Source organism: Agriterribacter sp., from assembly GCF_035497235.1.
Taxonomy (GTDB): domain Bacteria; phylum Bacteroidota; class Bacteroidia; order Chitinophagales; family Chitinophagaceae; genus Agriterribacter.
The window spans coordinates 1-12,774 of record NZ_DATJEB010000017.1 but is presented as its reverse complement, the minus strand read 5'-3'; the positions used below and the strand labels follow the sequence as shown (position 1 = coordinate 12,774).

Here is a 12,774-nt window from a genome sequence, read left to right as displayed (position 1 = left end):
ATACCTTTGCATAACTTTTAATTAAATTATAATTTATGAGAAAACTTATGAGAAAACTGTTAGTGAGCTTATTGGCAATGGGCATACTCAGCACCGCTTTTGCCCAGGAAAATGCCATCAAAAATCCTTACAAAAAGAAACCGGCATTTGGTTTTGCATTTACTTTTCATGATTTTAAAACGGCACAGGATTTAAAGAATACTTCCCTGAACCAGGTACTAAAAGACAAGCAATGGTATAAAACAGGACGTATGAGCCCGGGGTTGGCATTATCTTACTTCCAGGGCCTTACCAACCATTTTGATTTCATGGCCCGCTTAGGCGGTACCTTCACAGACTACCCTGTGCCGGATAAGCCACAGGGCGGTAATGATAAACTGCTTGCCGAACTGGATGCCAGTATTAACGCCAAGCTGCTTAGCGACAGGTATTGGGTTACGCCTTATTTAACTGCAGGTATTGGCGGTTCTCAATGGAATGGCTATTGGGGCGCATATGTGCCATTGGGTCTGGGTGTGCAGGTTAATTTATTAGACCAGGCGTTTATTAATTTTAATGCGCAATACCGTGTTGCGGTAACCACAGGTACCACTGCTAATCATTTGTTTTATAGTTTAGGTGTGGCGGGTTCTTTATTTGAGAAAAAAGAGCCTAAGGTTATTCCTCCGCCACCGCCGCCAGCCGATACGGATAATGACGGTATAGTGGATTCGCTGGATGCATGCCCCAATGTTGCAGGGTTGGCTCAGTTCAACGGCTGCCCCGATACCGATGGTGATGGCATACCTGATAAGGATGACAAATGCCCCACCGTAAAAGGTCTTGAAAAATATAATGGTTGCCCTATACCGGATACTGATGGCGATGGAATAAATGATGAAGAAGATAAATGCCCTAATGAAGCAGGTGTAGCCAAATACAATGGTTGTCCTATACCGGATACCGATGGCGATGGTGTAAATGACGAAGAAGACAAATGCCCGGCACTGGCTGGTCCGGCAAGCAACCAGGGTTGCCCCGAAATTAAGGAAGAAGTGAAGAAGCGTATTGATGTGGCAGCAAAGAACGTTTTTTTTGCTACAGGCAGTTCCAAACTGCTGGCAAAATCATTCAAGTCGCTTGCTGAAGTGGCAAAAATCCTTAATGAAGATCCTAATCTTAAATTGGATGTTGAAGGACATACGGATAACACCGGTAAACCGGATAAGAACCAGACTCTGAGTGAACAGAGAGCGCAGTCTGTGGTAGATTATCTTGTTGCCAAAGGAGGCGTTGATCCTACCCGCCTGATATCCGCAGGTTTTGGACAGGACCAACCTATTGCAGATAATAAAACCGCTGCAGGTCGTGCTCAAAACCGCCGCGTAGACCTGAAACTGCACTATAATTAATTGTTTTCCGAAGATAAAAAAGACCCCGGTTGATATTAGCCGGGGTCTTTCTGTTTAAAAAAGGTTACCATTAAGAATGATAACCTGGGTAATAATATTTGCAGTAAAAGAATTTATTTATAACCAACCATTCCTTGTGTAGCTTTACAGCCGCCTCTTGAAGAAGTGCATGAAGTAAAGGTGGCTCCCAGCACGATAGCAAATAGTGCGATAGCAAAAATTTTTTTCATTTTGAAGTTTTTTAGGTAAAACAATAACATTTACAAGCATGGCGCCCGTAGGAGTAGGAGATAATGTTATTTTTCAGGGGGGATTGGAAATACGCGGTTACGTAAAGAGACATGCAAATAAACATCTATTAAGCTTATTAAACAAACTTAATAACGCTTTTTCCGGGAAGTACAGATTTGTTTGACTTATGTTAACAGAACGCCGATAGTATTATATTTTTAACTATTTTGCCGCATTAAATAATTCTTGTTATTGATATGCCATTACAATTAACCCGTCCATTAGCTGTCATTGATCTGGAAACAACCGGAGTAAACCTTGCTGTTGATCGTATTGTTGAATTAGCTATTGTAAAAATTCAGCCGGATGGGAGTCGTGTGGTAAAGAGAAAACTGCTTAATCCGCAGATGCCTATACCTAAAGCCTCTTCTGATATCCATGGCATTACTGACGATATGATTAAGGATGCGCCTTCATTTAAGCAGGTTGCCAATGAGATACGCCAGTTTTTAGATAATTGTGATCTGGCGGGATACAATTCCAATCGTTTTGACCTTCCTTTACTGGTAGAAGAATTTTTGCGCTCGGGATTGGAGTTTGATGTTACCAGCCGGCATTTGCTGGATGTACAAAAGCTCTATCACATGATGGAACCCCGTACATTAAGCGCTGCGTATAAGTTTTATTGTGATAAAGACCTTGATAACGCGCATAGCGCAGAAGTTGACGCCGTAGCCACTTTTGAAATACTGGAATCGCAACTGCAGCGGTATCCCCAGGCAGGTTCCACAGTGGAATCTATTATCAAATTTACCGGGCAGGAACAAATTGTGGATTTTGCCCGCCGGTTTATTATGGAAAATGGGATAGAAATCTTTAATTTCGGGAAACACAAGGGCAGGGCCGTAACCGAAGTACTTAAAGCCGAACCGCAATATTACGACTGGATGATGAAAGGAGATTTTCCCATGCATACCAAGCAAAAACTTACTGAAATACTTAACCGCACCTTGTTAAAGAAAGCGTAAAATCAATTTTAAAAACGACACATTAACTAATTTTATAGCGTATAAAATATAATATCTGTTGGAAAAACTGGTGATCATACCTACGTATAACGAGAGCGAGAATATTAAGCCTGTTCTTCATGCTATTTTAGGCATGAATTTGGATTTTCATGTTTTGGTTGTTGATGATAACTCTCCCGATGGTACTGCCGCACTGGTGCGTGAAATGCAAAACAACTATCCCGGTCAGTTGTTCCTGCAGGTACGGGAAGGCAAACAGGGCCTCGGTACAGCCTATATTTACGGATTTAAATGGGCGATAGACAGGGGATACAGGTATATTTTTGAGATGGATGCGGATTTTTCGCATAACCCCAAAGACCTTGAGCGATTATACCAGGCTTGTACACGAAACGCGGATGTAGTGGTAGGTTCACGCTATGTAAAAGGAGGTGAAACGGTGAACTGGAGCCGTTACAGAAATGTGCTTTCCAAGGGTGGCGCGTTGTACACACGGATACTCACCTGGATGCCTGTTAAAGACCCTACCGCCGGCTTTATTTGCTACAGGAAAGAAGTGCTGGAAACGATTAATTTTGATCAGGTTAACTTTGTCGGTTACGCGTTCCAGATAGAAATGAAATTTGCCGCCTGGAAACTTGGCTTTAAAGTTATTGAAATTCCTATCACTTTTGTTGACCGGAAATTCGGCACTTCAAAAATGAATAAAAATATTGTAAAGGAAGGCATATTGGGCGTGCTTAAAATACAGTGGCAAAGCATGTTTAAGAACTACCGCCGAAAAGTACGCAATACCTTTATACCCGCATCAACGCTCCGCGCTGAAGCATTAAGCTAAGCTGCAACGGTTAGCCGTATATAACATGGTGTTTAGTACCGCGGCGCCCCTTTCCGTTGTATATCATTAATCAGTTTTTTTAATGAAGAAGGCTTTTTTGTCTTTGCATGCGGCCATATTCCTGGCGGGTTTTACAGGCATTTTGGGCAGGTTAATTACACTTAATGAAGGATGGCTGGTATGGTGGCGGCTTTTTATTACTTCATGCACATTGGCCGTCATTTTTTTATTTACAGGCCGCCTGCAAAAAGCTTCGCTTTCACTGCATTTTCGTATACTGGGCACAGGTGCTGTTGTGGCCTTACACTGGGTGTTTTTTTATGGCAGTATTAAATACGCCAATGTATCTGTTGCACTGGTATGTTTTTCTGCTATCGGTTTTTTCTCCGCCTTTTTTGAGCCATTGATCCTGCGAAAAAAACTGGATTGGATAGAGGTGCTGTACGGCGCTTTGGCTATTGCGGGTATATGGTTGATTTTTCATTTTGATAAACAGTACAAGCTGGGGATACTGCTGGGCATTATATCTTCTTTGTTTGCCGCATTATTTCCGGTCTTTAATAAAAAATTAATTGAACAGTTATCTCCTCAAAGCCTTACGTTTTACGAGCTTACGGGCGCGCTTATTATATTAACTTTAGGAATGCCTTTTTATATCAGCCATTTTCCCGGTGACCATATTTTGCCAACGGTTTCCGATTTTTTATGGCTGCTGGTGCTGAGCTGGCTTTGCACGGTGCTTGCTTTTAACCTGTCGCTTCAGGCGTTAAAAAAAATATCTCCATTCGCGGTAAACCTCAGCTATAATCTTGAGCCTATATACGGCATTGCGTTGGCTTTTATCGTTTATAAAGAAAATGAATACCTGGGCGGCGGTTTCTATTATGGTGTATCCCTGATACTCCTGACCGTGGTTTTGCAAACACTCAGGCTGTACCGCCGGAGGGGATAAAAGAAGTTTAATCTTATCTTGCGAACTGATTCAGAAAATTTAAAATGAATATGGGAAGGATATTTTTTGTTATAGTAATACTGCTGACAGCAGATGTACATGCACAAAATAAAAAACCGCTTGATCATACCGTATACGACAACTGGCAGTCTATTGGCGAACGTAAGATAAGTAACAACGGCAGATGGATCATATATACGATTGACGTACAGGAAGGAGATGGCACGCTGGTTATACAGTCTTCCCATATGCCATACAGGGAAACCATACCCCGTGGCTATGATGTAACGATAACAGAAGACAGCCGGTATGCTGTTTTTAAGATAAAACCAACTTATACTGATATAAGGCAGGCCCGTATAAAAAAGAAAACGCCCGATGATTCACCCAAAGATTCATTAGCTATTGTTGAGTTAGGTAAGGGGGTTGTTGTAAAAGAAGCCCGTGTTAAATCGTATAAAATACCGGAAAAAAACGCCCAATGGGTAGCCTGGCAAATAGAAAAGCCGGTACCCGACAGTTCCCAAAAGAAAGGAGTACCCGGCCCGCTGGCAATGAAAATAGATTCATTAAAAAAAGCTGTTAAAGAGCCTACGGTTGAACAGGCTAAGAAAAGACGGAAGGTTACCAATCCGCCGGTTATAAAAAATGATAATAGAACAGTTGTATCGGATGATCCGTATTTCAATGGTAACGATGCGGATGAAGTACCGGGCGTTGGTCCGAAAAAAGAAGAAGGAACGGCATTGATTATTTATAATTTACGCGATAGCGTTAAACAAACGGTTCATTTTGTAAGTGAATACATCTGGAGTAAAACAGGGAATATCCTGGTTACGGAAACAACAACGGCAAAGAAAGACAGCTTACGGAAACCCACGGTATGTATTTTCAGAACAACGGAGAACAGGTTCGATACGATTATGAAAGGAGGAAATGATTTCCGGCATTATGCCATTGATGAAGAAGGGTACCGGTTAGCCTTTGTTGCTGAAAGAGACAGCAGCGCCAAAGCATTACAGCAATTGTACAAGCTGTGGTACTGGCAAAACGGATACGATAGCGCGTTGATGATTGCCGATAAAAACATTGCCGGTATGCCCGTTGGCTGGAACATAAGTGAAAACACGAACCTGCATTTCAGCAAATCGGGTAAGCGGCTGTTTGTAGGTACTGCACCGGTTCAGCCTCCAAAAGATACAACGCTCATTGATATTGACCTCGTGAAAGTGGACATCTGGAATTATAAGGACGACTACCTGCAAACTATGCAGTTGAAGAACATGGACAGGGAGCTTAAAAAAAGTTACCCCGCAATGGTTGACTTAAATACTAAAAGCTTTGTTCAGCTGGGAGATAAAGAAATGCCCGATGTATTACTGGGTAAAGAAGGCGATGCAGATTTTTTTGTGGGCATAACCGATGCAGGCAAACGGATTGCCATGCAATGGGAGGGGAGAACATTAAAGGATATATATGTAATAGACCCGAAAAGCGGTTCGAGGAAATTGATTAAGGAAAATCTTTCAGGGTATGTTAGCGCATCGCCGGATGGCAAATATGTACTGTGGTATGATGCTAAAGTTCGCCAGTATTTTACCTGGAGAAATAATAAAATAAAGAACATTTCTTCAGGCGTTAAAACAAAATTATATGATGAAGATTTTGATATGCCCACCGAGCCTTCTTCCTATGGGATAATGGGCTGGACGCAGAGCGACCTGGCCGTGCTGGTATACGACAAATTCGATATCTGGCAGCTCGATCCTGACGCGGTGGTGCCTCCTGTTAATATTACCGCCGGGGAAGGACGAAAAAATAAAATAACGTACAGGTATATCCGCACCAACCCGGATGAGAAATTCATTTCCCCCGCACAGGAAATATTGCTGCACATGTTTTCGGAAAATAATAAACACGCGGGACTGGCTACCTGTAAAATGCTAAGTACAGCCCAGCCTCGTACCGTAGTACATGGCGCCTTTGCCATCAATAACAGGCTGGCTAAAGCAGAAGACAGCAACACTTATATCTATACCAAAGAAAGCTATGTAAACTCTCCCGACCTTTATGTAAATACAGATTGGCAGAAAGAAACAAAGCTGAGCGCTATTAATGCCCGGCAGGCAGATTACAACTGGGGTACCGCAGAGCTATTTCAATGGAAAGCCTATAATGGAAAGCAGGCAACAGGTATTGTATATAAACCGGGAGATTTTGATCCGAAGAAAAAATATCCTGTCATCTGTTATTTTTATGAAAAGCTGAGTGACGGATTGTACCAGTATATTCCTCCTGCGCCTACCCCCAGCCGTTTGAATATTTCTTTTTTTGTGAGCAGGGGCTATATTGTTTTTGTTCCCGATATTTCCTACACTACCGGACACCCCGGTAAAAGCGCTTATAATTATATTGTAAGCGGCGCAAGGGCATTGGTTAAAAAGGGATGGGCCGACAGTACACGCATGGGCTTGCAGGGACAAAGCTGGGGCGGTTATCAAACGGCTTATGTGATTACGCAAACTCAATTATTTAAGGCTGCATGGGCAGGCGCCCCGGTGAGTAATATGACGAGCGCCTATGGTGGTATACGGTGGGCAACCGGTATGAACAGGCAGTTCCAATACGAAAGAACGCAAAGCAGGATAGGCGCTACCTTATGGGAAAAGCCGCAATTATATATTGAGAACTCACCCTTATTTCATTTGCCAAAAGTGCGTACGCCGCTGGTGATCATGCACAACGATAACGATGGAGCGGTACCCTGGTACCAGGGTATTGAATTGTTTACCGGGCTCCGGCGTTTGGGCAAACCCGTATGGCTGCTCAATTACAATGGTGAAGAACATAACTTAATGGAAAGAAAGAACAGGAAGGACATACAGATCAGGGAGCAGCAATTTTTTGACTGGTTGCTGAAAGGGCAGCGTCCGGCGCAATGGCTGAGCGAAGGCGTTCCTGCCACTATGAAAGGAAAAGTATGGGGGTTGGAAGATATGCAGCAATAACACGGCGTGGTGGATAATTTTTTCAGTTTTTTATAAACCGTATAATTTGAAGGACATTTTATGAATATCGCCTTTTTAAGCTATATTTTATGAATATCGCCTTTTTAGGCTATATTTTATGAATATCGCCTTTTTAGGCTATATTTGAAAAACAAACAAATGGGTATGCCTGTTGCCGCTGTTATAACCGCTGATATTGTAAACTCCACGGCCTCCGTAGCCACTATGGGCAAAAAACTGGTAACACAGCTTAGCGCCGTTTTAAAAAATCATACATTCGAATTTTACCGGGGCGATAGCTTCCAGGCGTATGCCGGAGATCCGCTGGCCGCATTAAAATTATCTTTTCAGTTAAGAGCCACTGCCAAAAGACTTTCTGATATATATGATGTCCGGATCAGTATCGGTATTGGGAAAGTGACTGCTCCTGTACGCAGTTTGCGAACCGCTAATAGTGAGGCGTTTGTTTTATCAGGAAGAATGTTTGACCAGTTAAAAGACGATCAGCGGTTATGGATTCAGTCGGCAAATGCCAATGCCAATATTGCTTTCAGGGTTATTGCAAATTTTTCAGATTATATTCTGAAACGCTTAACATCCAAGCAGGCAGAAGTGGTGGTGGAGCTTTTGAAGGAACAGACACAAACTCAAATATCGAAAAAATTAAAAAGAGAGCAGTCCACCATCAACAAACATGCGCGTTCGGCCGGATGGCCGGAAATGGAAAAACTGCTGTACGAATACAATCAGGTCATTACTCAATTTAACCTGGCATGAGCACACTCTGGCTAATAAAACTAATACTGTCGCACCTGCTGGCCGATTTTATATTCCAACCTAAAAAATGGGTGGATAACCGTTGCGCTCAACATTTTTTATCTCCCTGGCTTTACCTGCATACTTTGATAGCGGCATTATTGGCGCTTATGTTCATAGGTTTTCAGTACTGGCAGTTGGGCCTCGCGATCTTTATATCACACACCCTTATTGATGGCTGGAAATCTTACCGCCCTCAAACAGTTGTATATTTTTTAATTGACCAGTTCATGCACCTGCTGGTTATTATAGCCTGCTGGTATTATGCTTTTTATGCCTTAGCGGATATAAAGGAATGGCTCCGGTTAATGAGAGGCGATAATACATTTTGGTTGCTTACCACCGCTTATATATTTTTGAGTTTCCCGGCAGGTATAATGATCGGGCAAATGACCCGCAAATGGAGCGACCAGTTACCCCGCAGCGCCGGACTGGCTAATGCAGGGAAATGGATCGGTATTGTAGAACGTATACTTATTCTCACGTTTCTGCTGCAGGATCAATACGCGGCTATCGGGCTTTTAATTACGGCAAAGGGCTTGCTCCGGTTTAGTGAAAAAGACAGGCAGGAAGAGAAAACGGAATATGTTTTAATCGGGTCGCTGATCAGCTTTTCCATATCCGTAATAACAGGTATTATTGTAAAACACATTGCCACTTAAAAATTGAAATGATATGAATGCGAAACAGGCTGCGGCCTATAAAGCCGTGGGGCATATTAAAGACAGAATGATTGTAGGCCTCGGAACGGGTTCTACGGCCTACTGGGCAATACAGTACCTGGCGGAAAAAGTGAAACAGGGGTTGCAGGTTACGGCAGTGGCCACATCAGCAGAAACGGAAAAAATAGCGCTGCAATGCGGAATAACTATTGTTGCCTTAGATACGGTTGATCATATTGATATGGATATAGACGGCGCCGATGAAATAGATGACCGCATGAACCTGGTGAAAGGAGGGGGAGGGGCTTTGTTAAGAGAAAAGATTGTTGCCGCAGCCAGCCGGGAATTTATTGTTATTGCCGGTAACAACAAGCGGGTGGATGTGCTGGGAAAATTTCCGCTGCCGGTAGAGATCATCCCTTTTGGATGGCAGCATACTGCCCGGCAACTGGCGTTATTGGGCTGTGGCACATCACTAAGAGAAAAAGATGCGAAAATATTTATTACGGATAGCGGTAATTATATACTGGATTGCCATTTTGATTCTATTCCTGAACCTGCCGTTCTGGAGCAGCGGATCAATAATATCCCCGGCGTTGTGGATAACGGGCTTTTTGTGAAAATGGCCACGAGGGTAATACTGGGTTGTGACGATGGCACGGTAAAGGAGTTTTCTGATATGCAATAAGTCCTTCAGATAAAAGACAAAGATATGTTCCGGCTGTATTTATTATTGAAACGCGTTAATAAACCATACTGCCGCAACAGCTTCAGGTAATATACTAATTAGAACCAAATACTTTCTTTAGTATTTCAGATGTCCGGGCTACAGGGTCTTTCCTGATCTGCTGTTCTTCCTGTGCCACCTGGAAAAAAATTCCGGTCAGTGCTTTTTCCGTTACATAAGCCGAAAGGTCCGGGTTGATCTTGTCTGCCGTAAACTTATTGTAGGCAGAAAATACCGTGTTCCAGTATTTGGTAGCGTCTGCCTTTTCTAATGATTTTTCTATCACCGGGCGAAAAGATTCGGTAAGTGCAGAAGTAGTTTTGTCTTTCAGGTAATTTGTAGCGGCATGGTCTCCTCCTTTTAAGATGCCCGCTGCATCCTGTATGCTCATTTGTTTGATGGCATTTACGAAAATTGGAGCGGCAGATTTGGCAGCATCTTCCGCCGCACGGTTCATCGAAAGGATGGCCTCATCTACCTGTTTGCCCAGCCCGATGGCTCTCAGCTTCTGTTCCGCTTTTTTAGCTTCCTCCGGCATTAATATCTTAATAGCGGCATTGGCAAAATAACCGTCTATGGAAGAAAGGTTTTTACCTGCTTTTTCGGCGCCAACAGACAGGGCTTCTTTAAGCCCGGCAGCAATATCATCTGTACTTAAATTGCCCGTTCCTTTTCCGAAAACATTACTGAGCACATTAGAAGAATCCTTTTTATCACCCAGCACTTTTTTAAGCAATTGGGCATGAACAGAAGAAGAAGCGCAAAATGTAACAACGGTTAGATAAATAAATATTTTTTTGATTTTCATAAGAATGATTTTAAATGCTTTCGCAAATATACTGCCACATAGCAGCGGCTTGCCATAAAGAAAGATTAAAATATACTAAAACAGGGTTTTATATGGTGTTTCATCAGACAGTCATCGTTGAATGCCCTATCTGTATTAACGGTAATAGGGTGATAAAAGTATGATCAGGCGTGAGGTATTGGTGTTGGTAGTATGCTATTGCCAATGTGGAAAGGGAGTGAGGGCAAGGATGAATTTAATTGAACATTCCTGTTCATTACATGCCGCTTATCTTTAGTTTTGCGGTCATCCGGCTTAAAGCCTTTATAGCAATGCAAAGATATTTTATAGAAGTAGCATATACAGGTGCAGGGTACGCCGGTTTTCAGATACAGGAAAATGCGGTTACCATACAATCGGAAATCCGGCAGGCGATGGCTGTTTTGTTTAAAGAGGAGATATTACTTACCGGGTCATCGCGAACGGATGCTGAAGTAAACGCGCTGCAGAATTTTTTTCATTTCAACTTTGATCAGGCTATACAGGAGCGGCATATCTACAATCTTAATGCGCTGCTGCCGCCTGCTATTGTTATTAAACAGATCATTCCTATGGCTGCCAATGCCCATTGCCGGTTTGATGCTATAAGCCGGGAATACAGCTACCATGTGTATAAAAATAAAAACCCCTTCCTGTACAACCAGGCTTATTACTTTCCTTATACTGTTAATTTTGATTTGTTGCAGCAGGCAGCATCGGCAATATTAACGTATACGGATTTTACCAGTTTTTCCAAACGCAACACACAGGTAAAAAATTTCATTTGCCATATTGCCGAAAGCCGGTGGAGCAGGGAAGAAGACCATATGGTTTATCATGTAAAAGCCAGCCGTTTCTTAAGAGGTATGGTAAGAGGGTTGGTGGGAACCATGCTACAGGTAGGGAGAGGAAAGGTTAGTATTGAAAATTTTCATGCAATCATTACAGGCAGGGATTGCACCAAAGCGAATTTTGCCGTACCTGGTCATGGATTGTTTTTAGTAAAGGTGAATTATCCTTCTGATTATTTTATGCTGCAATCTTAAACCATGCAACTTACAGTAGCGGTGATATGCTGATCGCCGCGTACTGAACATAGTAAGTGGCTGATGGTAAGTCGGCCGCCGGGGTATGTTTACGGGTAATATTTCTCCAGCCAGGCAATCATCGTGGCAAATACACCGGCAGCTACGGGTGGACGCAGTTCGTGTTTTTCGCCGGGGTATAATTTTATTTGCGAGGGAATACCCAAGTCCTGCAGTTTCTTATATAATTTTTCCGACTGGTTAACATGTACCAGTTCATCGGCTGTGCCATGAAACAAGATAGTGGGAACACCCGTTTGGCTGGTGAGCTGAAAGTAAGGACTGGCCTGTTCTACAATTTTTACGGATGCCTCCGTTGTTCCCAGGAAGTTGCTAATAATGTCATTGCTTTCCGACCCCGCTTTCCGAACAGTTTCATCACTCAAATCTGTTGGACCAAAAATATCCACTACTGTTTTTACCTGCTTCAAACTATCATAACCGTAAGCATACAACATGGCGAGATGAGCGCCGGCGCTTGCGCCTATTAATGCAAAACTATTGCCGTTATACCGGTATTCGGCAGCGTGTGCGGAGATAAAAGCCAGCGCTTTTTTTACATCCTCTATTTGTGCGGGGAAAATATTTTTTCCATCTTTTACCAGGCGGTAGTTTAAAGAAGCCAGTGCGTATTTGCGTTTACCTACCAGCTCTTCTATCAGTGGTTTTGGGAACTCCGTTTTATCACCCTGTACCCAGCTTCCGCCATGAATGTATACGATTACTTTGGTATGGCTGTTCCTGTCATCCGGTAAGTACGCATCCAGCAGGTTATCATTATTACCGGCATCACCGTACTGCACATCCGGTATCCGGGTATAGGACTGGTGCCTGGTAACAGCCCCGTGCTTTACATAGTTAGCCGATGACGGAACACCATTCCCGTTGCGGTGGGAAGTTAATAAAGTGGATACGAAAATAATAAACGCACAGAGGTACTGACCTATCTGCATGGCAAAATTTTTATCTTTTCAAACAGGGTTTATTAGCCCTTGCAATATAAAGGAAATACAATCAACTACAGGAGGCAATTCCTTCCTTTTTATTCATATCTAACCGGTAATTTGTATAATAAAAATCCTGTTTTACAGGTGCAGATTTGTCACCCGAAGCCGGGGGCTTCTCTTCATTTACTTTAACCGGAGTATAACCTTATCTGATGTTTTTTGTGAAGCAAGTCCTGCACCCAATAAAACTCCAGGGTAACAGT

The 12,774-nt window shown here is 42.8% G+C and carries 11 protein-coding genes; 9 read left to right on the top strand and 2 right to left on the bottom strand.

What is annotated here, in order from left to right:
- The first annotated feature begins 35 nt into the window (after nucleotides 1-35).
- From VL121_RS05760 to rpiA, 8 genes are all read left to right on the top strand, one after another.
- Nucleotides 36-1,391 (top strand): OmpA family protein, encoded by a 1,356-nt coding sequence (locus VL121_RS05760; RefSeq protein WP_325403096.1) that lies wholly within the window; start codon nucleotides 36-38, stop codon nucleotides 1,389-1,391.
- A 488-nt stretch (nucleotides 1,392-1,879) separates the two neighbouring features.
- Entirely contained in the window at nucleotides 1,880-2,650 is a 771-nt protein-coding gene (locus tag VL121_RS05755) for a 3'-5' exonuclease (RefSeq protein WP_325403094.1), read from the top strand.
- Between the two features lie 58 nt (nucleotides 2,651-2,708).
- Nucleotides 2,709-3,488, top strand: coding sequence for a polyprenol monophosphomannose synthase (locus VL121_RS05750; RefSeq protein WP_325403092.1), 780 nt, complete (start codon nucleotides 2,709-2,711; stop codon nucleotides 3,486-3,488).
- 82 nt (nucleotides 3,489-3,570) lie between these two features.
- Complete coding sequence (locus VL121_RS05745; protein WP_325403090.1) at nucleotides 3,571-4,440, top strand: DMT family transporter; 870 nt, start codon at nucleotides 3,571-3,573, stop codon at nucleotides 4,438-4,440.
- 50 nt (nucleotides 4,441-4,490) lie between these two features.
- Entirely contained in the window at nucleotides 4,491-7,448 is a 2,958-nt protein-coding gene (locus VL121_RS05740; RefSeq protein ID WP_325403088.1) for an alpha/beta hydrolase family protein, read from the top strand.
- A 144-nt stretch (nucleotides 7,449-7,592) separates the two neighbouring features.
- Complete coding sequence (locus VL121_RS05735) at nucleotides 7,593-8,225, top strand: hypothetical protein (RefSeq protein ID WP_325403086.1); 633 nt, start codon at nucleotides 7,593-7,595, stop codon at nucleotides 8,223-8,225.
- On the top strand, nucleotides 8,222-8,926 hold the full coding sequence (locus VL121_RS05730; RefSeq protein ID WP_325403085.1) for a DUF3307 domain-containing protein: 705 nt from the start codon (nucleotides 8,222-8,224) through the stop codon (nucleotides 8,924-8,926). The genes VL121_RS05735 and VL121_RS05730 overlap by 4 nt, the downstream gene beginning before the upstream one ends.
- Before the next feature lie 13 nt (nucleotides 8,927-8,939).
- Nucleotides 8,940-9,614 carry a ribose-5-phosphate isomerase RpiA gene (gene rpiA / locus VL121_RS05725; protein WP_325403083.1) on the top strand — a complete coding sequence of 225 codons (675 nt, stop codon included), beginning with the start codon at nucleotides 8,940-8,942 and terminating at the stop codon, nucleotides 9,612-9,614.
- Nucleotides 9,615-9,708: 94 nt separating this feature from the next.
- On the opposite strand, the gene VL121_RS05720 is transcribed toward rpiA, so the two are convergent.
- Nucleotides 9,709-10,461: a DUF4197 domain-containing protein gene (locus VL121_RS05720; protein WP_325403081.1), complete on the bottom strand. Its 753-nt coding sequence runs from the start codon at nucleotides 10,459-10,461 to the stop codon at nucleotides 9,709-9,711.
- Nucleotides 10,462-10,772: 311 nt separating this feature from the next.
- Between VL121_RS05720 and truA the strand changes: the two genes are divergently transcribed.
- Nucleotides 10,773-11,525 (top strand): tRNA pseudouridine(38-40) synthase TruA, encoded by a 753-nt coding sequence (gene truA, locus VL121_RS05715; protein WP_325403079.1) that lies wholly within the window; start codon nucleotides 10,773-10,775, stop codon nucleotides 11,523-11,525.
- Nucleotides 11,526-11,614: 89 nt separating this feature from the next.
- Here truA and VL121_RS05710 read toward each other — a convergent pair whose 3' ends face one another.
- Nucleotides 11,615-12,517, bottom strand: coding sequence for an alpha/beta hydrolase (locus VL121_RS05710; protein ID WP_325403077.1), 903 nt, complete (start codon nucleotides 12,515-12,517; stop codon nucleotides 11,615-11,617).
- Between the last annotated feature and the right edge of the window lie 257 nt (nucleotides 12,518-12,774).